The following is a 21,324-nucleotide window of genomic DNA, read 5'->3' on the forward strand; positions in this document are numbered from 1 at the left end:
CCACGAACCGGTCCGGGCCGGCGGCGACGAGCACCACGACCGCACCCCGGAGCGCGTGACGCCGCGATGCGACCGGCATGTCGCGGCGGCTCATTCGCGCCGGGATGAGGTCCTTGGGCACTTCCCGAGAACCGATCTCGGCCGGTGCCCCGGAACGTCCGCTTGACGCCGATCGGCGCCTGAATGCGCTACCTGGTCGCGCCCATTCCTCGGACTTAAAGTCAGCAGTCGTGCGGGATCCACGCGATGACGCGACGACGACGTCGTCCACCCTGGTGGCGCTCATCGACGACCACGAGATCGTCGACTACGCGGTCGAGGCCGCCGTCGCCGCGATCCCGCGACTGCGACTGGCCGGCAGCGCCCGCACGGTGGACGACCTGCTCGCCCGCCGGCTCGGCGCCGGCCTCGTGCTGCTCGACCTGCGTCTGGCAGACGGCTCCTCCCCCGCGGCGAACATCCGTCGGCTGCGCACGGCCGGCAGCCAGGTGCTCGCCTTCACGAGCGGCGAGAGCCCGTACCTGATGCGGCTCGCGCTGCAGAGCGACGTGCTCGGCGTCGTCCGCAAGTCAGAGCCGCTCGCCGCCCTGGTGCACGCGATCGAGCTGGCCTCCGCCGGCCGCCCCGTCGTCACCGGGGAATGGGCGCACGCCATCGAGACCGACCCGGCGGTCGGGCAGGCGCGCCTGAGCGCGCAGGAGGCGCGGGTGCTGACCCGCTTCGCCGACGGGGCGCGGGCGCAGGACGTCGCCGAGGAGCTGCACATCACGGTCGGCACGCTCGAGGACTACGTGCGCCGGATCCGCGCGAAGTACGCCGACGTCGGCCGGCCCGCGACGACGAAGGTGGACCTGTTCAAGCGCGCGGTCGAGGACGGCCTGCTGCCCGGCCCCACCCTGCGATGAGCGGGCGCGGCGGGGCGGAGGAGCGCGTCCGCCGCGTCGCGTCGGTGCTGTTCGCCGTCGGCGCCCTGGTGTTCGGGCTGATCATCCTGGGCGCGATCCTGTCGCAGCTGGACGCCGCGCCCGCCTGGTGGACGGCGGCCTCGCTGCTCGCGATCCTCGGCACCGCGCTCGCGCTCGGCGCCGCCGCACCCTTCGCGCCGCTGCCGGTCGTGCGCGGGCTCGCCGCCGCCACCGCGATCGGCTACGCGCTGGTCGCGGCGTCGATGCCGTTCGCCGTCGAGCCCGACGCGACGCAGGGCGCGGCGCCGTGGCCCCTCGGCCTCACCGCGATCGGCACGACCGCCGCGGCGCTCGCCTTCCGCCCGGCGATCGCGTGGGCGTCGACCGTGCTGCTCGGCGTCTCGGTCGCCGTGGACCGGATCGCGACCGCGGATCGCGACCTCACCGCCATCGCGCTGCAGGACGCCGCCTACGCGGCGTTCTTCGCCGCGGTCTACGTCGCCCTGGTACTCGGCTCGCTCGCCGCCGCGCGCCGCGTCGACGAGGCCGCCGCGACCGCCGACGCGACCGCGGCGGCGTCCGCCGTCGAGCGGGTGCAGCAGGAGGAGCGCGACCGTGTCGACGCCCTGGTGCACGACCGCGTGCTCGCGACGCTGCTGCTCGCCGCGCGGCGCGCCCCGGGTACGGAGGGGGCCGTGCAGCAGCAGGCGATCGCGGCCCGCGCCGGTCTCACCGCGCTGCTCGACGGCACCGTCCCCGACGGCCCGATCGATGCGGCCGTGCTGGCGGACCGCCTCCGCAACCAGCTGACCCAGCTCGCGCCGTGGGCGGACCTGGAGGCCGCGCCGGCCGAGGACACCGCAGCGATCCCGGCCGAGGTCGCCGAGGCGCTCGTCGGTGCGACCGGCGAGGCCCTCCGCAACGCCGTGCGGCACGCCGGCGCGGACGCCTCGATCGCCGTCCGGGTCGAGGCGACGGCGGAGGGTGTCGCCGTGACGGTGCTCGATAACGGCGTCGGCTTCGAGCCCCGCGCGACGCCGCTCGGCCGGCTCGGGATCGCCTCGAGCATCGAGCGCCGCATGTCTGCCGCCGGCGGTGAGGCGGTCGTGCGCTCGATGCCCGGCCGCGGCACCGCCGTGCGGCTGCTGTGGACGCGGCCGTGACCGGACCCGTCGCGGACGCCGCGCTGGTCCCGCCCCTGCAGCACCGCGTCGCCCGCGTGCTCCTCGCCGCCTTCGTCGCCCTGCACGCCGTCCTCGCCCTCGCGAGCACCGGCCCGGCCCCGATCCCGATGCTCGCCCTCGTGCTGCTGAGCGCCGCTGCCGCAGCCGTCGTCCTCCTCCCCCGCCGCCTGCCCGCTCCGGCGACCGCCGCCGTGGTGGTCGCGGCACTGCTCGCCGCCGGGCTCGTCCTCACGACGCTCTCGGTCGGCGGCTGGCCGGGCTACGCCGCCTGGCCGCTCGGCGCGTCGACCTTCGTCGCGCTCGCGCTGACGCTCCGGGGCCGCATCGGCATCGCGTGGCTGCTGCTCGGCGGTCTTGCGCTCGAGTGCGTCGCCTGGTCGCTGCTCGCGGGGGCGGGCCCGCTGCCGGGCGTCGACCTGGTCGTGCGGCACGCGGGCACGCTGCTGATCGGCACGCTCTTCGCCGTCGGGCTGCGCCGGTCCGCGGTCTCGCTCGCGGCCTACCGAGAGGCGGAGCGGGAGCGCGAGGCGCAGCGCGTCGCGACCACCACGGCGGGTACCGAGCAGCGGCGCGCGGCGCAGCGCTTCCTCGACCTCGCGGGTGCTGCGCTCACGGACCTCGGTGCGGGACGCCCGGTCGACCCACCGCAGCTGCTCGCGCTCGAGGGCCGCCTGCGGGACGAGATGACCGCCGGCCCGCTGCTGACCGACCGGCTGAACGCAGCCCTCGCCGCGACTCGGGCCGCCGGGATGGACGCGGTCGTCCTCGAGGACGCGCACCTCGCCGCCCCGACCCGCGAGCTCGTTGCGGACTGGCTCGCGGAGCGCCTCGATCGCGATCATCGGGGACGCTTCGTCGCCCGTGTGGTTCGCTCCGCGGACGGGATCCGGGTGTCGGCCCGCTCCGACGGCTTCGCCGACGAGCTGGAGCTGCCCGCTTCGTGACCTGCGCTACGGGGTCGGCACGACCGCTCGTGCATACTGCGCGCACCGCGGCGGATCACGCCGGACCGGAAGGCTGCGAGACGCGCACGGTCGTGCCCGGGAAGTGGGCTCCTTCGCCGTCGTCCGAGGTGACGGAGACGGACAGCGCGGAGACCCCGTGCAGGTCCGCGAGGTCGACCGTCGCCTTCGTCGTGTCGGCGTCGACTTTCCGCTCGACCACCGCTTCCCCCGAGGAGGAATTGGCGACGAGCAGGTCGTGATCGGTGAGGCCGCTCTCGCCCGCCGCGCCCCACCGGACGAGCAGGCCACCGTCGACGGAGGCGATGGCGACCGGTCCCGGCCTACCGGCGTCGCTCTCGGACACCGAGTGCGTAGCGAGCGAGACCGCGAGCGGGCCGTTGGCGAGCATCGCGAGCAGGGCGAGGGGCGCACCCGCATCGGGAGAGCTCCTGGAGGAGGAAGTCCGCGCGTCCGGACGCGCACGTCCCCGCGCGGGAGATCCGCGCCCCCAGAGCGGGGCCCGCACCTTTCCCGGCTACTGACCCAGCCCGATGCTGATCAGCGCCGAGATGCTCAGCAGGCCGTCAGCCATCAGCACGAACAACTTGAGGCGACCCAGGAGCACCGCGCCCGTGTTGCTCGAGCTCGTGGGCGCTCCGTTCCCGCCGCTCCGACCCGTGACAGACAGGGGCATGCCGTGCTGGTCGTTGTCGACCACGTGCGTCTACCCCCGAAGCCGCATGAGCACAGACGAAGCCGCGTACGGACTGTGGGGCATCGCGCTGACCTACCGCGCCGAAGGGACGGCCGCCCGCAAAGCCCCTTCTCACGCACCAGACCACGGATCACGGTGCGGCGACCAAGCGAAGCCCCCGAAACATGCAACTCTGCCAGGCATGGGAAGGAGTAGCGTGCGTCGACTGGTCGGGGTCGAGTCCTGCGTCCAGGAGCGCCTCGCAGCGAAAGCGGAGGCGGAAGTGATTCGGCTCGAATTAGCTCGCACGACGGACGCCGGCACACGCAGGCGGCTCCTGAAACAGCTTCGCGTGATGGCAAAGGCGAATTATCGTGCGTTACGAGCGCGAAACGCACTGAACGCAAAAACTCTACGAGCCGGCCGAGTCCACCGGGCGACCGCTCTTCGCGTCGACCTCGAAGACCAGGTACCGCGCTCGACTTGAGATCCCGCGTGCGGTAACCCGTAGGCCAGTTCGTCTCGGTACTCGATCCTGACGGAGCGGGTAGACCGAGCCATAGCCGCGTACTTCAGAGCAGTTCCTCAACTCGCCGCAGAGGGATTTCTGCAATCGATGTACTCGTTACCCGGCTGATCGACCTCGTCCCCAGGGCTTCCCCAGAAAGGCGGTGGACCCACGGATCTTCATCTCCCGCAACAATCACTGTCGCCGCCTGGTCGATGTCCGGAACCCCGTGTGTCCTAGCACCTTTAGGGCTCATCATCCCAGATTCCAACCACGCATTTTGCGGAGAGGTCGAGCATCACCCGATCTCCACGGCGCGGGCGATACGCCCGAGTGTGATCGACTGCTCGGCATTCCCCGGAGATTGGATCTCGGACGACGACCCAGGGCGAATTGAAAGCGACCACCTCCGTCTGCATCAGCAGATCGACCACGGGGCAGTCCCCGCTGGCAAACCCCGGGAGGCGCGGACCCGACGCTTCTCCGCCCACTTCGAAAGGGGCCAAGTCGAGCACTGCCAACAGCGTCTCACCTGGCGATGGATATTGAGCAAGTAATTCGTCAGGCTCGTGAAGTCTCTTGGTGACGATGGGATCGCGGACTGAGCGCCCGATTCTAATGCGGCCCCATCTTCGGGCCCACGACGCGACCACTCCGCTTCCGGCTCCGCCAGATGCGCTCGGGTGAAGGGGCACTTTCAGCACGAGGCATTGGTACTTCACCGGCGATGATCACACCGGCAGCACCCGCCGCATCTGCGCAGACGCCCCGATCTGGGGGCACGCATCGCAGGATCAAGATGTTGTCGCTTCACAGCCTTCAAACGAGATGCCAGTGGGCCCACCTGAAGGGCGACGACGTAAATGTGCCGCCCGCGCAGGGGGACGGGGTGTGATCCGTTCGTAGACGGTGGAGCCCCCTCCCCGGTCGAGAGAGGAGCTGTCGAGTTCACGCACTCGAGACCGGAGGCCTTCGTGGTCGAACTCGACCACACACAGGCACATCCCGCCCCTCCCGACTGCAGATGAAGGGGAAGGTCGAGCGCATCGACCGCACATCGCCGACGGCTGAGCCCAGCGCCGGTAGCCAACGGCGAATCAGGGCGCCGAACAGCCCGCCCGGCCTGGCCCCACCTACAACCACCACCGATCTGACACCGTCATCGGCGACCGCCCGCCTGAGAACAGACTGACTAACCTGACTGGGCGGCACACCGAGTGGCGCCACCTAGCTCGCCCTGCGCCTCTGCGCGCTTGGAGCACTCAAGCACGGGCGCCCCGGCCGCAGACCGACAGGCAGGCAGGCAGGCAGGCAGGCCCATCGAGCGTCGTGCGTCCGTCCTCGCTCCGGCTGCAAGCGTGACCCTCGTACTGGGTGTTGCACTCTGGCACTTCCCAAGATCGCGGTTAGCCCCTAGTGTCAAGGCGATCGAGGCGTCCTGCCGAAAAGGCAGTCCGCTGAGGCGCTCTCCTCTCAACGGTTCTGCCTTCGCACAGTACCTATTGCTACGCGCACTTTCTTCCTACTCCCCCGCCCGCGCGGAGTCACCCTTGCGCTGGGCTCATCAGGTAAGGACTCACCCTGTCTCGCGCCCTGCTCTCGTCTAGTCCGTCAATAGTTCGAACGAAACAGCACCCCCCTACTAATCACCGCATCACATCGAGGCTGCCTGCACGCACGACACTCACCGGGATGAGGCGTCTCACTGGGACGCTGTGGCGCGCCACACTGCTGCGATTTGCTGCCGTCGGCGCCGTCGCCTCGGCTTTCCAACTTCTGATCTTCACAGTGCTTTCAGCGCTTCGAGTGCCACCCATGATCGCAAACGCTTTCGGTTTTCTTCTCTCCACACAACTGAACTTCCTGCTCTCCGCGCGATTCACATGGCGCCATCGCCGCGCTCCGGGCACCTTGCGTCGCCGTTGGCTGCGTTTCAACAGCGTCGCCTGCATAGGACTCGTACTGAACTCTGCGCTTTTCGCAATCATGCATATTTGTTTGGAGCCTTTTCTTGCCGCCGTCGTCGCGATTGCGACGAGCACAGGCCTCTCCTATCTTCTGAGTCGCCGAGTCGTGTTTGTTTCCGCATCCTCGTCCGCGCCGATGCTGGAGACAGAGCGGTGAGCACGACTCCGTCCAGCGATTCGCAGATCGCACTCCGAATCCAGCACGGAGGAGAACACAACGCGCACCCGCGTCACGCCGCCGTTGTACTTCGCCCGCCGCAGTACAACGCGAGCACAGTCGCCACCCGTCCGCAGATCGTGGTCATGGTCATGGTCGTCGCACTGCCGCTACTACTGCTGCCGATTCTTGGAGCACGCATCGTCGTGACGGCTGTTCTGGCCGCCGTCACTCTGCTGTACCTCGTCGACCTCGCCTTCAACGCCTGGGTCGTAACAGGCATAGCTCGTCGACGTCGACAGGACATCAGGGTGGAGCAGACCGAACACGACTGGCCCCTCTACACGGTGCTTTGTCCGATCTACAGGGAAGCGGCCGTGCTGCCGCAGTTCGTCCGGGCAATGACGGATCTCGACTATCCGACCGACCGTCTCCAAATCATCCTGCTCCTCGAGGAGGACGATTTAGAGACAATCGGCGCAGCGCGGCGTCTACGCCTGCCGCAGCACTTCGAGACGCTGGTAGTGCCTGACAGCCTGCCGAAGACGAAACCGAAGGCCTGCAACGAGGGACTGCGGAGAGCGCGCGGCGAGTTCACCGTCATCTTCGACACGGAGGACATTCCGGAGCCGGATCAGCTCAAGAAGGCGGTCCGTCGATTCCGCGCCAGTCGCGGGGACGTGGCCTGTCTCCAAGCTCCCCTGAACTTCTACAACCCTCGACAGAACACGTTGACTCGCCTCTTCACCGCGGAATACACCCTGTGGTTCGACCTCCTACTAGAAGGCCTTCAAGACTTGCGCGGACCACTTCCGCTCGGCGGCACTTCAAATCACTTCCGTACGAACGTGCTCATCGGGCTCGGTGGTTGGGATCCCTACAACGTGACCGAGGACTGCGATCTCGGCATTCGGCTCTACAAGCAGGGCTTCCGTACCGGGATGCTGCGGTCGACCACCTACGAGGAGGCGAATCCCAATCTTCGTAACTGGATCCGGCAACGGAGCCGCTGGATCAAGGGCTACATGCAGACGTTCCTCGTGCACAGCCGGGGCGGTTGGCGACGCAGTGACCCGCACATCCTCACCTTCAGCCTCGTGGTCGGCGGCAAGGTGCTCGTGAATTTCATCAACCCGATCATGTGGGCCGTCACGTTGCTGTACTTCGTAGCACGATCGGTCGTTGGCCCAGTCATCGAGTCTGTCTACCCTCCGCCCCTCTTCTACACGGCCCTGATCACGCTGCTGCTCGGCAACGGGTTGTTCGTGTACACGTTCCTCCTCGGTTCAGCACAGCGCGGGAACTGGGACCTCGTGAAGTACGGATTACTCGCGCCGGTCTACTGGCTGGCGATGAGCATCGCAGCGGTCAAGGCAGCCTGGCAGCTGATTACGAGGCCGTTCTACTGGGAGAAGACCCACCACGGTCTCCACTTGTCCACCTCGACTGCCGAGCCCGTCGCGCAAGTGGTCCGGCAGGCACTGATCGAGGACCAGGCGCCGTGACGATGTTCGACCGCAAATGTAAGACGAGGGGCAACCATGACTCTCACGAGTGAGCCGGACGTCACCGAGACCTCAGCGCTCTTTCGATACGAGCCGCCCACTCGACTCAGTTCCCTCTCGGTCGTGATGCCGGCGCACAACGAGGAAGAGAACATAGAAACCGCCATCCTCGATGCGCTGGAGGCTGCCGCCCTCGTCACGGACGACGTCGAAGTGGTCGTCGTTGACGATGGCAGCACAGACCGAACGGGCGCCGCGGTCCAAGCGATCGTCGAGATCGCCGGTGAGGGTCGTGTTCGCCTGCTCGTGAACGAGCGCAATCTCGGCTATGGACCGACCGTCAGGCGGGCCTGGTCGGCTGCAATGAAGGACTGGATCCTCTTCACCGACAGCGACCGCCAATTCGACATCATGCACGACCTGCCGCGACTGGTCGCCCTCGCGGACGGTGCGGACATCGTCACGGGGTGGCGACAGCACCGACAGGATGTGCTGCTGCGACGCACCAATGCGCACATCTTCAACGCCGCCGGCCGGCTCTTCTTCGGCACGCGCACGCGTGATGTGGATTGCGCATTCAAGCTGATGCGGAGAACGTCGCTGCAGCAGCTCGAATTGACTGCGAACTCCGCGATGGTCAATACTGAGATGTATCACCAGGCGCGTCGAGCCGGTCTTGTGGTGCAGGAAACCGCGGTCAGACACCTGCCTCGCCTGCACGGTGAATCGAGCGGCGGTGATCCGAGGGTCATCGCCCGGGCGATTCGCGAGTTCTTCGCGATGTATTGCCGCTTCCACAGTGGTTTCGATCACCAGGTCCGGCTGCTGAGCAGGATCGTAGCGATGCTGGCGCTGGTGCTCGGCCTCGGCGCGACCCTCTGGGATGACCTCAGCGGACACGTGCTGTCCTATGGGGACGCAGAGGCCCATCTCAATATCGCCAAGAGAGTCACTGACGGTCTCACCGCAGGCCTTGCTCAACTCGGGTCCGTCTGGCTGCCACTCCCCCACCTGCTGATGGCCCCATTTGCAGCGAACGACTGGCTGTGGCGCTCGGGGCTCCCCGGTGCCATCGTCAACATCCCCTGCCTGGTCCTCCTGTCTGTGGCGATCTACCGACTCGCCTCCCTCCTGACACGTGACGCACTCGCGGCACTCGTGGCGCCAGCCGCGGTGCTGTTCAATCCGAACACGCTTTATCTCGTTGGCACTCCGATGACGGAGATCCTGATGCTGTCGACAGCGACGATCTCCGTCTACTTTCTCGCTCACTACCTCCTGCGGGGCGACACGCGATCGCTGGTGCTGTGCGCCGGGTCCTCGCTCCTCGCCTCGCTGTCGCGCTACGACGGCTGGGCACTCGTGGTCATCGAATGGGCGATCGTGGGCATCGCGGTGGCGGCACGGACGCGCTCGAGGCACGCAGTGGATGGCACACTCGTCCTATTCACCACGTTGGCTGGCGCCGGCGTCGCTGGATGGCTGCTGTGGAACCAACTGATCTTCGGCAATCCTCTGTATTTCGCCGATTCCGTCTATGGTTCGTCGGAGCAGCAAAAGTTCTTTCTCGCCCGTGGGTACCTCCCCACGTATCACTCCTTGCCGTTGTCAATTCTCTACTGGCTGGAGGACGTCCGTCTCATCGTGGGCACGGCACCCCTTATCGCAGCGGCCGTCGGCTTGGCGGCGACCAGCTGGTGGGCAGTCCGGCGTCGATCTTTCGCGCCCCTCGCCATCGTCGTCGCGGCAGGTTCCGCGTTCGCCTTCTACGTGGTTTCGCTGTACACGGGCCAGGCCAGCCTCATCCTCCCTACATTGGCCCGACCAGGCGCGCTGTACACGATGTCGAACATCCGTTATGGGCTGCAGGCCCTTCTGGTCATCGGTGTCCTATTGGCCGCGCTGGCCTCGCTGCGGCCTCGTCTCATCGCACCAGTCCTCATCGTTGGACTGGCAGCGTCCTCCTTCTGGGCGATGACCACACGGAACGTGTGGTCATACAACGACGGCACGAACGGCCTCTCTTCACAGAAGGTCAGTAAGGGCCCGGACAGCCCGAAAGTAGAAGCTTGGATGCGCGCCCACTACACCGGCGGACTTGTACTCATGGACGACTACCGCCGACCGATCGGTCCGGTCGAGTCTGGTGTGCCCATGCACAACTTCATCGGTGTCGGGAACAAGCCCTACTGGAAGGAGAGCCTCGACAACCCCGGCCGTTTCGCAACGTGGCTTGTGCTGCAAGAGGCTTCAACAGATGCGGTCTGGTCCGCACTCACGCCCCAGTCCCGCGCTATCCTCGACGACCACTTCATCGAGGTCTACACCTCCGGTCAGATCCACGTCTTCGAGAGGCGTCCGTCTACCTCTGGTCTCGTGGTGAAGCGGGGCCAGCACCTCAGCATCGACGGTACTCGATGGAACAGCGTGGGCGTGAATAGTTACGACCTCCTTGCTCAGCCAGACGCGATTGCTGTCAAGCGGGTCGATTCGATCGCTGCCTCAGGCTTCAACACACTGCGGACGTGGTGCTTCGACAAGGACGGCGGGCTGTCGGACGCCGCACTCGAACGCCTCGATCTCGTGTCAGACGAGGCACGGAGCCGCGGTCTGAAGATCGTTTGCGTTCTCGCCAACAGCAATGCGGACTATGGCGGCACGGAGCACTTCGGCGGCGATTTCTATACATCCACATCTGCAGCTGTCAAGTACCGCGCCCAGGTGAGGCGCCTTTTGGACCACCGAGGCGCGGACGGCGTACCTTTCCGCGATCGTTCCGCCTTCCTCGCTTGGGACCTCATCAACGAACCGCGTGCCTCAGCCACCACCTCGATGGCAGAGATCAAGCGATGGGTCACAGATCAGGCCGCCTTCGTCGGCGCTCTGGACCAGCGGCATCTCGTCACCGTGGGCAGCGAAGGGTTCTCTACGAACTACCCGGCTGATCCTCGGCTGGCAGGGCAGTCGACGGAGAACTTCGCCACCCTCTGCAGCGTCCCCAGCGTCACTCTCTGCTCCGCTCACCTGTACCCGAAATACCTCGCCGCGAACGCCGGAAGCGCGGAGTTGGGCCAAGTTGTGCAGCAGTGGCGCGCTACTGCAGATAAGTACAATCGCCCCGTGATCGTCGGCGAGGTGGGTTACTCGCTGAGCGACCCCGGCGCTTCCGAAGCAGGTCGGAGGACGTTCATCGATAATGCTCGGCGGGCACTCGCAAACAGCGACCTCGACGGCGGATACCTGTGGGATGTGAGCGCCACTGCAGACAATGCGTTTGGGCTCTCTTTCGGGGATCCGGAAAGTGAACGGGTGCTGGGCAGTTGGAGCAACTTGCCGAAGCGATGACGAGAGCACAGGGCGACGCTGTCGTCTCCCGCACTTGCTCAGGCGACGATGTGGACGATGCCCAGCGCCGCCTTCGAGTTAGGAATCGCGCTAGCTGTTCTTCTCATGGATGTTGGTCGAGGGGCGAACGGTCAAAGCTCGGCAACGATCCCCTACGGCGGCGGCTGGTGCCATGTCGGCCGCCGCAGGGCGAGAAGTACCGCCCCGCGACCGCGGCGAAGAGCGGGCTCTGTGACCGGCACGGCGCTAGAGCGACCGGGACCGCCTTCGACCACACCGTCATCGACGACCGCGTCCGCGTCGCGTACGCCAAAGTCCACGCCGACGACACCGCTATGACTGCAGTCGGTGTGCTCCGCCGAGCGTCATTCAGGTTCGCTGCCCGCGGCGTCTCCGTCGAACGCGGCCTCTCCGACAACAGCTCTGCATACCGATCTCGCGCCTGGAGCGCCGCCTGCCAAGAGCTCGCTATCCGTCCGAAGTCCACAAGACCGCGGCGACCGCGGGCGAACGGGAGAGTCGAAGGCTTGTACCGCATCCTCGCCGATGGCTGGGTCCACGGCCGCTTCCACGCCTTCGAATCGGCCCGCAGAGCAGCCCCTCCCGCCGGGCTCGACACCCACGACTACCACCGATCATTCACCGCCATCGGCGCCCACCCGACCATCAGCAGACTGAGCAGACTGCCTGGACAGCACACCTAGGAGGTGGGCACGACCGCCTTCGTGCTGGAACTCGTCCCGCCGTCCGCATCCTTCGCGACGACCGTGACGCCGTAGGCCCCGCCGTCGACCGCGACCGGCAGCACGACCCGGCGCACGTCAGCGGCGGTGTAGGCGGAGCCGACGCGCTCGCCGTCCTTCGTCACGGTCACGCGGTACTGGGCGATCACGGCTTCCTGCGGCGTCGCGGCGCTCCACCGCACGGCGAGGCCCTCTGCGGTCGCCGCGGCCTTCATGCGCGACACGGCCGTCGGTCCGGCCTGGTCGCCGACCGTCACGGATCCGCTCTCCTCGCTGAGCGCACCGGCGTTCGTGCCGTCCACGTCCTGGTAGGCGACGCGGTAGGCGTGCCCGGCGGCGACCTTCTTCGTCACGACCGCCTTGCCGGCCGACACCGAGAGGGTCTTCCACGCCTCGCCGTCACGGAACAGGTGCAGCACCCTCGCGGTGACGCCGTCGGGCGCGCCGCGCAGGCTCACCGTCAGCACCCGCCCCTCGGCCCGCACCGCCGGGGGCGTCTCCGGCTTCGCGGGGCCGGCGGGCAGCGACACGCGCACGGTCGTCCCCGGAAAGTGCTCCCCCGCCCCGTACTCCGAGGTGACGGACACCGACAGCTCCGTCAGCCCCTGCAGGTCGGCGAGGTCGATCTTCGCCCGCGTCGTGTCGGGGTCGACCTTGCGCTCCAGCACCTGCTTCCCCGACGCCGGGTCCGAGACGAGCAGGTCGTAGTCCCGCAGCCCATTCGAGCCGGCGGGCGCCCACGAAACGACGAGTCCGCCATCCACCGAGGCGACGTCGACAGCGCCGGGTGCACCGCCGTCGTCCGCGGAGGCCGAGTGCGTCGCGAGCGACACCATCAGCAGACCAGCACCGATCACGGCGAGAGGGGCGAGGGGACGCAGCTGCATCGGAGGCTCCTGGAGGGGGAAGTCCGTGCAGTGCACCAAACGGCCGGTCCGCATCACGGGAGGCCGGGCCCCCCAGTCCAGGGGCCGCTCGAGAGCCCGAAGCCCTCGCAGCCGCAGCTCCAAGTGGGGCGCCTTCGAGCCGACCGTTCCGCCGAGCTCCCCGGAACTGGGGCGAGAGCGCGAGCCCGAACCATTGTTCACTTCCGCGAGGCGGCCTTCGTCGCCTCGAAGAGACGTCAGGTGAGCATGAGGGCGACGAGGGACTTCGCGGTCGTACTGCTGACGGTCGTCGGCCTCCTCGGCGCATCCATCCCCGCTCAGGCGGCCTCGTCCGATGACGTGCCGCTTGGGCGTCCCGGCGGGGGCTATCTGCCGCCGCAGGACGCGCGACCATTCAGCGCCGCTCCCGCCACGGCGTCGGACGCGGAGCTCCCCGAGAGCGTGGACCTCACCGAGTGGGCGGTGTCGCCCGGCGACCAGGGGTCCGTCGACTCCTGCGTCTCGTGGGCGCTGACGTACACGATCGCGGGCTTCTACGCGAACAGGCTCGGCACGCCGACCAGGCTCGCTCCGATGTACGTCTACTCGCAGACGCACCTGTCTGACTCTTCGGGCGGCGGCGGCAGCTATGTGCGGGACGCGCTGTCCGTGCTGCAGCAGCAGGGTGCCGCGACGTTCGCGGGCTACCAGCCGCAGGGCGACTACGACTTCACCACCCCGCCCACCACTGCGCAGCACACCGAGGCCGCGAGCTACAAGATGCTCGGGGCGGGGAGGCTCCTCTTCTCCAGCGCGGGCAGGATCGGAGCCGGTGCGGCGGTCGCGATCAAGACCGCGCTGGCGCACGGCGCGCCGGTCGGGATCGCCATCCCGATCTACGAGTCGTTCTACGAGCTGGACGCCACCGACTCCGAGTTCCCGCTCTCGAAAGCCACGGGGCCGAACTACGGCGGGCACTACGTCGCGGCGCTGGGCTACGACTCGACGGGTGTCTGGATCGAGAACTCCTGGGGCCGCTGGTGGGGCCGCGACGGCTTCGCCCACCTTGGCTGGGACTTCGTGAACGCCGACGCCTACGAAGCAGAAGCCGTCAACGGGTTCGCGGCAGCGACGCTGCCGACTCCTCCTGCGAGCCCCGAGCCGACCGCGAGCCCGGTGCCCACACCGATCGCCTCGGTACCTGTGGAGCTGCAGGTCCCGGACACCACGCCCGTCGATCCCGCGCCGGCACCGGAGCCCGTTGCACCTGCGCCCGCACCTGTGCCCGGCCCCGTGGAGCCGGAACCACTTCCCGCGCCCCCGGCACCGATTGTCCAGCCGAGGTGGGAACCGACGCCGAGCCTGGTCGAACCGACGACCACCGCGCCCGTGGTGCAGAAGCCGCCGGTCTCGACGCCGACCGCGCCTCCGCCGAGGCCGTCGACCACGGCGGGCCCCATCCGCACCCCGAACCTGGACGCCGGCGCCACCAGCGCGCAGCTGTCCCTGCCCGCGAGCTGGCGGCCGACCGCGGGGCGCTCGCTGGTCGTGCGTCTCCAGCAGCCGGGACGGCCGTGGCGGGTGGTCGGCGGCAACTCGACCTCACGCGTCGCGGACCACCTGCAGCCGGGGACCGCTTATCGCCTGCAGGTGCTGCAGCAGCAGGGCCGAAGCAGCCGGGTGCTGATGAGCCGGTCCTTCACGACGGACCGGAACCCGCTCGTGAAGGTCCGCGCGCGCTCGACCCGAGGCGGGCTCCTGCTGACCTGGCGGCCCGACCGCGCCCTGGCCGCGCAGGTGCACCGGTACACGGTCCGAGTCGTCCGAGGAGCTGCCGTGGTCCGGATCCTGCACGTGCGCAAGCAGCCCGCCGCCGCCATGTCGATCGCGCTTCCGCGGCTCGCCGCGGGTCGCTACCGCCTCCGGGTCACCGCCGAGGTGGACGCGCACGAGCGGCCCTCGCGGACGATCACCTACCGCGCCGGGTGACCGGAGCCCCGGCCTGCTGCTCGGCCCCTCACTCCCCGAGGCTGACGCTGACCGGAGCCGAGATGCTCGGCACCCCGCGGTCCGTCACCGCGAAGAGCATGTACCGCCCGGGGAGCACCACACCGGTGTCGCTCGGGACGGCGAGCGTCACCGCGCTGCCGCTCCGGCTGCTGACGGTCAACGGCACGCGGCGCTGGTCGTTGTCCACCGAATGGGTCGAGGCGCCCGCACGGATGAGCACGAACGAGGAGGCGGTCGTTCCCGTGGTCACCGTGATGGTCTGCCCGGGCCGCACAGCGGCCGGGACCCCGGTGATGATGGGCCGGGCAGCCGGCGTCCCGTCCGCGTCGAACAGGTAGGGCGGGGAGAAGATCTGCCCGGTCGGGTGATTCGTCGCGCACCCGCTGCCGCACAGCCCGCCGCCGCCCGAGAACACGGTGCCGTCGGGCAGCAGCGTGGCGACCGAGTGGTAGTTGCGCGGCTCGGCGGCGTCGGCCATCTCGGCCCACGCACCACTCGCCGGGTTCCACAGCTCGGGCGTCAGCACGGAGCCGGCATCGCTGAACGGCACCGGGTGCTGCATTCCGCCGACGGTGAAGACGCTGCCGTCGGGCAGCACGACGCTGTTCGCGTAGCTGCGGGGATGCGCCAGCGAGCCGGTGCGCTCGACCGAGACCGGCCGCCCGTAGCCGCCGGTGAGGTCGAGGACGGACGCGGCGCCGGTCGCGTCGACGTCCTGGTACGAGGTCGCGCCGCCGACCGTGAGGACCTTGCCCACGTCGAAGAGCACGGCGTTGCCGTTCATCTGGTCGCCCGCGTCGCCGCGGGAGCCGGCGGGCGAGACGGCACCGTCGCCCGAGGTCGAGATCCAGTTCATCTGCTTGGACGGCCCGGCCTGCAGCACGGTGCCGCCGGAGGACGCGATGAGCCAGGCATGGTTGTCCGAGCGGTACACGCCGCCGTTGTCCGCAGTGAGCATCGGCTCGGCCGGGACGCCGGGCAGGGTCCGCCAGGCACCTCCAGGCGTATAGACCTCGCCAACCTTGCCGCCGATGGGCCCGGACCAGGAGCCGCCGACGGTGAACGCGCGGCCGTCAGAGAGCGTCGTCTGCCCCTGGTAGCCGCGCTCGATGTTCATGCGGGGTCCGGCCGACCAGCGGTCGGTCGTAGGGTCGTAGATGCTCGTCTCGGTGTTGCTGATGCCGCCGGTGACGAGGATGCGCCCATCGGCGAGCATCGAGATGCCGGGGCAGAACATGTTGTGGCCGGTGTTGCTGACCCGCGTAGCGCTGACCGCGCCGGTTGTGAGGTCGACCACTGCAGTCTGCGTGGCGGCGGCGCCGGTCTGGCCGAAGTTGAGGTCCTCATCGGCCGCCCACACCACCAGCCGGTTGCCGGGGATGGCGGCGGCAGCCACGGGCACCAGCGGGAACGCGATCGTCGGCCCCCAGCGGCCGACGACCGAGGGGTCCCCCTGTACCGTCGGCACGGGCGCCGTCGGTGCGGACGAGGCGGGCACCGGTGCCGCCGTCGTGGACGTGTCCGATGGAGGTGCCGCCGGAGCGGCGGCGGGTACGGACGTCGCGGGTGCCGCCACCGCCTTCGGAGCACCGAGCAGACGGATCGAGGCAGCGGTGACGCTGCGCGAGCGAGCCGGGGACACCGAGCGGATGGTCACCTTGACCGATCGCACGCGCTTCGGCGACCAGGCGACCTGCTTCGTCATGCTGTTGCGCTCCCAGCGCCCCTTGGCGACCACACCGCCGTAGCGGCGTCCGTCGCGCGACACCCGCACCTCGAAGCGGCCGATCGCACCCCGCTTCGCGGCCGGCAGGTAGCGAAGCCCGCTGACGATCTTCGGCGAGCGCGTCCGCAAGGTGAGCGTCTGCGTCTTGAAGGGGCGGCCCTGTCGGCTGCTCTTCGACTGCCACCAGGATCGCGTGCTGGGGCGCAGCGCCGCGCTCGCCAGGTGCCCCTTCACAGCGCTGGTGGCGGCGATCGACCAGCCCTTCGTGCTGAGCGCGGGCCGGAACGCCGTGCAGGAGGCGCCGGTCGGCATCAGCATCCCGCCGTGAGCGGCCGGGTCCATCATCTCGTGCGCCATCGCGTCGCAGTCAGTAGACGCCGAGGCAGCGACGGGCGCAGCGAACGCCGCGGTGCCTGACTCCACAGGCCCGACGTATGGAGTGACTAGTACGCCACCGATGACGGAGAGAGCGATCAAGACGTGCGCCACGGCACGACGGGGGGAGGTCACGGGTACTCCTGGGCGCGAGTGGGTGCTCGCTAGGGGGACCGCGAGTGGGCGCTCGCGGCTGTTCACGCGAGTGGGTGCTCGCGAGAGGGGTGCCCGAACAATAGTGAGGACGCTCGGGCACCACAAGGACGAACATTCGTCGCCAGGTGGTGGTAGGGGTCAACCCGAGGGGCTGCAGACCTCGGCGAGGTCGACTTCTCCTTCAATAGAAGCCCTTGGCGCAGCTGCGCGACGCGCCCGCGGGCGCATTCGATCGGCGTCTGGCTGACGCCTACCTCGCGTCCGCTTGCTCGATCGTCAGCTGCCGCCAGGGTGAGCCGTCGGGGTCGACGCTCGCCGCCGCAGGGGACGCAGCCTGGTTCCACCACTTGGCCTCATAGGGCACTCCCTCTAGCAGCACCTGGTCGCCCTTGCGGTACTCCGTCTTGCCGCTCCACTCCGGGAACGTCCCGGCGGGCAGGGTCGGCGCAGGAGCGGGGCGGTCGCCCGGCAGCACCGGGCCGACCAGCTGCCACGGCGTCTCCCACGCGTTCAGCACCGGGTCGTCAGGCAGGTCGCCGCGCGTCCACCACTTCGCGACGTAGACGCTGCGGTGCCACGTCACCTTCGTGCCCTTCAGGTACGCGGCCGACTGCTGCCAGATCGGGTACGGGCTCGTCGCCGGGTCGTCCTGCTGCGCCGTCTCGGTCGGCTCCGGCGTCGTGCGCGCACCCGCGCCGGCGTTCAGCGCGCCGTCGAAGCCCTCCCCGAGCACGTCTGTGAACGTGGCCTCGCCCTGCGCCACCCCGCTGCACGCGGTCGAGACCATGCGGACGTCGACGTAGTTGCTGCCGCACGTCGCGTCGCGGTTCGCGCTCCAGAACGACATGCGGCCGACGCCGCGGTCGTGGGCGAACGCGTTCAGCGCCTTCGCGTCGTCGAGGGTGAACACCTCATCGCGCACGTCGTTCTGGCCGATCATCGGCGTCGCGCCGACCTTCGACCAGAGCGTGCCGTCCGACAGGTGCGTGCCGCGACGCTCGTACAGCACGCCCAGCTGGCGCTGCACCGCCGTCAGCGCGTCCTCGGAGGCCCGCAGCATCGAGGCATCGCCTCGGGCGGCGCCGTAGTCCATCGTCATCGCGTTCACGCCGGCCAGGTCGACGCCGGCGGCGAGGAAGCGGTCGACCGCGGTCGTGCCCTCCTCGGTCAGCCCGGTCGGTGCGACCGGCAGCGTCAGCCACACCGCCAGCGACTCCCCCGCGGCGCGGCGCTGCCGCTGCAGGTCGGCGACCGCCTCGGCGCGGCGGACGGAGGACGCCTCGTCGGCGAGAGCCGCGCCCTCGAGGTCGAGGTCCATCGTGTCCGTGTCGTACCGGTCGAGCACGGCGCCGTAGGCGGCGGCGAGCTCGGTCGCGTCGGTGCAGGTGATCGCGAGCTCGCGGTTGCGCTGGCCGCCGAAGGAGACGGCGAGATCGCCGCCCTGCTGCCGCAGCCGCGCGATGCGGCGGTCGAGGTCGAGCCGGTCCGCGGCCTCGTCCATCGTGTAGGCGGTGCCCCACGTGGGCGTGCAGCCGCCGCCCTTCCCCGCGACCACGAACGACAGGACGACGTCGCGGTGGTCCGCGGAGCGGCCCTCCTCGAACGCGTAGGTCGGGGTCGCCGTGACGTCGACGTAGCCGGCGGTCCACGGCGCGGCGTGCGGGGTGTCGGCGCGGGCCGACCACCACTGCGTGCCGACCACGCCGCCCGCGGCGAGCGCGGAGGCGACCGCGACACCCAGCACGACCCGGGGCGCCGACAGGCGCTTGCCCTCCATGACGCTCATCGCTGCGCCTCCTTCACCACTCCGGTCAGCACGGGCGCGGGCAGCCCCGGCGCCCCGTGGTACAGCAGGCCCTCCCAGTCGACGGACGCGTCCGCCGCCGTCTCCTCAGCGCGGCGCTCCGGCTCGCGCTCCACGAGGAACAGGCCGACGAAGCCGCGTGCGACGTCCGCGATCCCGTGCCCGACGCCGATGAAGGCGACGACCGCGTAGAGCGCGAGCAGGGCGTTGAACGACGCGAACGCGACGTTCGGCCAGTGCTCCAGCCGCGCGTCCCGCACCGCTGTGAAGACGGAGAAGCCGACGACCAGCAGCGGCGACAGCACGTAGAGCGCCTGCGTCGCGGTCCGGTTCTTCACCTTCGGGGTGCGGGCGAACGGGATCTTCTTGCCCGTCACGGCCTGCTGCAGGCTCTTCAGCACCCCGGCCAGCTGCACCGGCAGCAGGATCAGGTTGAAGCCGTAGATCCGCAGCACGTCGCTGCGCTTGTAGCCGCACGCCTTCAGGTCCGACGCCTGCGCGAGGAAGTACGGCAGCGCCGCGAGCACGATGATCGGGCTCAGCAGCCGGCTGTCGTAGGGGTACGCGAGCAGGAAGACCAGGCCGAAGCTCGCCCACGCGATCGACGCCATGTAGTTGACGCGAATCAGCACCTCGACTGGGCGGGGCGACTCCCCCTGCCGCCGACGGCGCAGCACCTCGCGCGCCAGCTTGGGCAGGATCAGCAGCCCGCCGTTCGCCCAGCGGCGCCGCTGCACGACCAGCGCCCCGAAGTCCGGCGGGGTGGCGGAGTAGCTGAGGCGCTCCGGGTAGTTCACGAGCGACCAGCCGTGCGACACGAGGTCGAGGCTCGACTCCGTGTCCTCGATCACCGTGCGGTCCTGGATGTACCGGCGGACCACGTGCCCGCGCTCGGTCCCCACCTCCTCAATGTCGGCGAGCGCGCGCTTGCGGATCACCGCGTTCGCGCCGACCCAGAACGTGGCGCCGTGCGCCGTCATGCCCTGGTGGAGGATGTGCTGCAGGTCGGTCGTCGCCGCCGCGAGCCGCTCCAGGCGGGTCGGAGCGCCGCGGAACGAGGAGTACGGGGTCTGCACGACCGCGACCCGCTCGTTCCCCGGCTGCTCCATCAGGTGCACGAGCCGCAGGCAGTACTCCCGCAGCAGCACCGAGTCCGCGTCGAGGGTCAGCACGTACTCCGCGTCGGGCACGAGCAGCTCGGCCCGCCGCGCGCCGGCCGGCACGAGCGCCGGGCCCTCCGGGGTCTGCACGGTGCGGTAGGCGCCGCCCATCAGGCCGAGGTAGGCGTTCAGGTTCATCGCCTTGTTCGCCTCGTGCGACAGGTTCGCGTACCGCTTCCGCTCGAAGACCTCGAGCTCGCAGGCGAAGACGCGCAGCAGCCGCTGGTGCAGCTCCGCGGCCCGCTCGACGGGCAGGCTCGCGCCCTCCCCCATCGCGGCCTCGAGCGCGTCGACCGTGACCTGCAGGTCGCGGGCGAGGTCGCGCAGCACCCGCTCGGCGAAGAACTCGCCCACGTGGTCGGCGACGTCCTCGCGGTCGGCCTGCGCGTGCAGCCAGGCCGCGCACGCCGAGTAGGCGTCCGCGAGCGGCCGCAGCAGCGCCGCGTCGGCCCGGCCGTCCAGGTCGACCTGCAGCCCGAACCGGGCCGCCGCCTCCCGCGCGATCGTCAGCGGCTCGGCGAGCAGGGCCTGCAGCCGACCGGGCAGGGCGCGCGTCGCGTCCAGGCGCTCGCGCACCGCCGGGGCGGTCGGGAAGGGCGGGTCGTCGACCAGCAGCACGACCCGCAGACCGTCGTACTCCTGCAGCACCGCCGACAGCAGCGTCGTGCGAATCACCTCCGTCTCCTCCGCGTAGGAGGGCACGAGCACCGTCATCGAGCCGCTGCGGCCGGCGAAGTGCCGGTCCAGCTCCGCACGCGGCGCGCGGTGGTGGTCGCGGAACCGCTCCAGCGCGCCCTTGCGCTGCACCAGGTACATGAGCGCGGAGAAGGTCAGCAGCGTCACGACGAGGACGTAGCTGATCTCCTCCATCGTGAAGCGGAAGCCGAGCTGGCCGTGGTTCAGGAACTCCTGCAGCACGGTCGTCACGAGGTAGGCGAGCCAGAGCAGCACGGTGACCACCGGCGCGAGGCGGCTCAGCGTGATCCGGCGGTCGGAGGGGCGCGGCGGCACCATCGGCAGCGCCGCGCGGCTGCGCTCGGAGCCCCACTGCCGGCGGATGCGGCGCGGAGTGGCGGCGGAAGGACTGGTCGCGGGGCGCCCGGGAGCGCGCCCCTGCAGAGGGGTTCGCATGGGGGTGGAGACCTCGGGCTGGGGGCTGCACGGATGGGTGGTCCGCGCTCATCCAGGCTGCTGGAGCCGGCCGCTGCCGACCAGACCCCGTTCCGGGGGTGCTCCCGATCGCGCCGGTCCCCCGTTCGGGGGACACGCCCGGCC

At 69.6% G+C, this 21,324-nt stretch carries 13 protein-coding genes; 7 read left to right on the forward strand and 6 right to left on the reverse strand.

Annotation, left to right across the window (positions count from 1 at the left end):
• The first annotated feature begins 230 nt into the window (after positions 1–230).
• The 3 genes from ACFSBI_RS01035 to ACFSBI_RS01045 are packed head-to-tail and all read left to right on the forward strand — an operon-like array spanning position 231 to position 3,033.
• Positions 231–905 carry a LuxR C-terminal-related transcriptional regulator gene (locus tag ACFSBI_RS01035; protein ID WP_377931327.1) on the forward strand — a complete coding sequence of 225 codons (675 nt, stop codon included), beginning with the start codon at positions 231–233 and terminating at the stop codon, positions 903–905.
• Entirely contained in the window at positions 902–2,068 is a 1,167-nt protein-coding gene (locus ACFSBI_RS01040) for a sensor histidine kinase (RefSeq protein WP_377931328.1), read from the forward strand. The genes ACFSBI_RS01035 and ACFSBI_RS01040 overlap by 4 nt, the downstream gene beginning before the upstream one ends.
• Entirely contained in the window at positions 2,065–3,033 is a 969-nt protein-coding gene (locus tag ACFSBI_RS01045; protein ID WP_377931329.1) for a hypothetical protein, read from the forward strand. The genes ACFSBI_RS01040 and ACFSBI_RS01045 overlap by 4 nt, the downstream gene beginning before the upstream one ends.
• Before the next feature lie 55 nt (positions 3,034–3,088).
• Here ACFSBI_RS01045 and ACFSBI_RS01050 read toward each other — a convergent pair whose 3' ends face one another.
• The gene (locus ACFSBI_RS01050; protein WP_377931330.1) at positions 3,089–3,397 is read right to left on the reverse strand and encodes a hypothetical protein; all 309 of its coding nucleotides are present in this window, start codon (positions 3,395–3,397) and stop codon (positions 3,089–3,091) included.
• Positions 3,398–3,568: 171 nt separating this feature from the next.
• Positions 3,569–3,727: a hypothetical protein gene (locus ACFSBI_RS01055; RefSeq protein ID WP_377931331.1), complete on the reverse strand. Its 159-nt coding sequence runs from the start codon at positions 3,725–3,727 to the stop codon at positions 3,569–3,571.
• A gap of 2,200 nt (positions 3,728–5,927) precedes the next feature.
• Here ACFSBI_RS01055 and ACFSBI_RS01060 point away from each other — a divergent pair.
• From ACFSBI_RS01060 to ACFSBI_RS01070, 3 genes are read left to right on the forward strand one after another with little or no spacing between them, the layout of a single operon-like run.
• Positions 5,928–6,359 carry a GtrA family protein gene (locus ACFSBI_RS01060; protein WP_377931332.1) on the forward strand — a complete coding sequence of 144 codons (432 nt, stop codon included), beginning with the start codon at positions 5,928–5,930 and terminating at the stop codon, positions 6,357–6,359.
• Positions 6,356–7,864 carry a glycosyltransferase gene (locus ACFSBI_RS01065; RefSeq protein WP_377931333.1) on the forward strand — a complete coding sequence of 503 codons (1,509 nt, stop codon included), beginning with the start codon at positions 6,356–6,358 and terminating at the stop codon, positions 7,862–7,864. The genes ACFSBI_RS01060 and ACFSBI_RS01065 overlap by 4 nt, the downstream gene beginning before the upstream one ends.
• A 36-nt stretch (positions 7,865–7,900) precedes the next feature.
• The gene (locus tag ACFSBI_RS01070; RefSeq protein WP_377931334.1) at positions 7,901–11,209 is read left to right on the forward strand and encodes a glycosyltransferase; all 3,309 of its coding nucleotides are present in this window, start codon (positions 7,901–7,903) and stop codon (positions 11,207–11,209) included.
• 700 nt (positions 11,210–11,909) lie between these two features.
• Here the strand turns inward: ACFSBI_RS01070 and ACFSBI_RS01075 are convergent.
• A complete protein-coding gene (locus ACFSBI_RS01075) occupies positions 11,910–12,839 on the reverse strand; it encodes a hypothetical protein (RefSeq protein ID WP_377931335.1) in 930 nt (309 codons plus the stop codon).
• Positions 12,840–13,085: 246 nt separating this feature from the next.
• Here ACFSBI_RS01075 and ACFSBI_RS01080 point away from each other — a divergent pair, with 246 nt between their 5' ends.
• The gene (locus ACFSBI_RS01080; protein WP_377931336.1) at positions 13,086–14,807 is read left to right on the forward strand and encodes a C1 family peptidase; all 1,722 of its coding nucleotides are present in this window, start codon (positions 13,086–13,088) and stop codon (positions 14,805–14,807) included.
• Between the two features lie 28 nt (positions 14,808–14,835).
• On the opposite strand, the gene ACFSBI_RS01085 is transcribed toward ACFSBI_RS01080, so the two are convergent.
• The 3 genes from ACFSBI_RS01085 to ACFSBI_RS01095 all read right to left on the reverse strand — a co-directional run bounded on the left by ACFSBI_RS01085 (position 14,836) and on the right by ACFSBI_RS01095 (position 21,180).
• The gene (locus tag ACFSBI_RS01085; RefSeq protein WP_377931337.1) at positions 14,836–16,911 is read right to left on the reverse strand and encodes a galactose oxidase-like domain-containing protein; all 2,076 of its coding nucleotides are present in this window, start codon (positions 16,909–16,911) and stop codon (positions 14,836–14,838) included.
• Between the two features lie 424 nt (positions 16,912–17,335).
• Positions 17,336–18,871, reverse strand: a complete 1,536-nt coding sequence (locus ACFSBI_RS01090) for a chitinase (RefSeq protein ID WP_377931338.1) — start codon at positions 18,869–18,871, stop codon at positions 17,336–17,338.
• Complete coding sequence (locus ACFSBI_RS01095) at positions 18,868–21,180, reverse strand: glycosyltransferase family 2 protein (protein ID WP_377931339.1); 2,313 nt, start codon at positions 21,178–21,180, stop codon at positions 18,868–18,870. The genes ACFSBI_RS01090 and ACFSBI_RS01095 overlap by 4 nt, the downstream gene beginning before the upstream one ends.
• Positions 21,181–21,324: the final 144 nt, after the last annotated feature.

Source organism: Amnibacterium endophyticum (assembly GCF_042680685.1).
In the GTDB taxonomy this organism is placed as follows: domain Bacteria; phylum Actinomycetota; class Actinomycetes; order Actinomycetales; family Microbacteriaceae; genus Amnibacterium; species Amnibacterium endophyticum.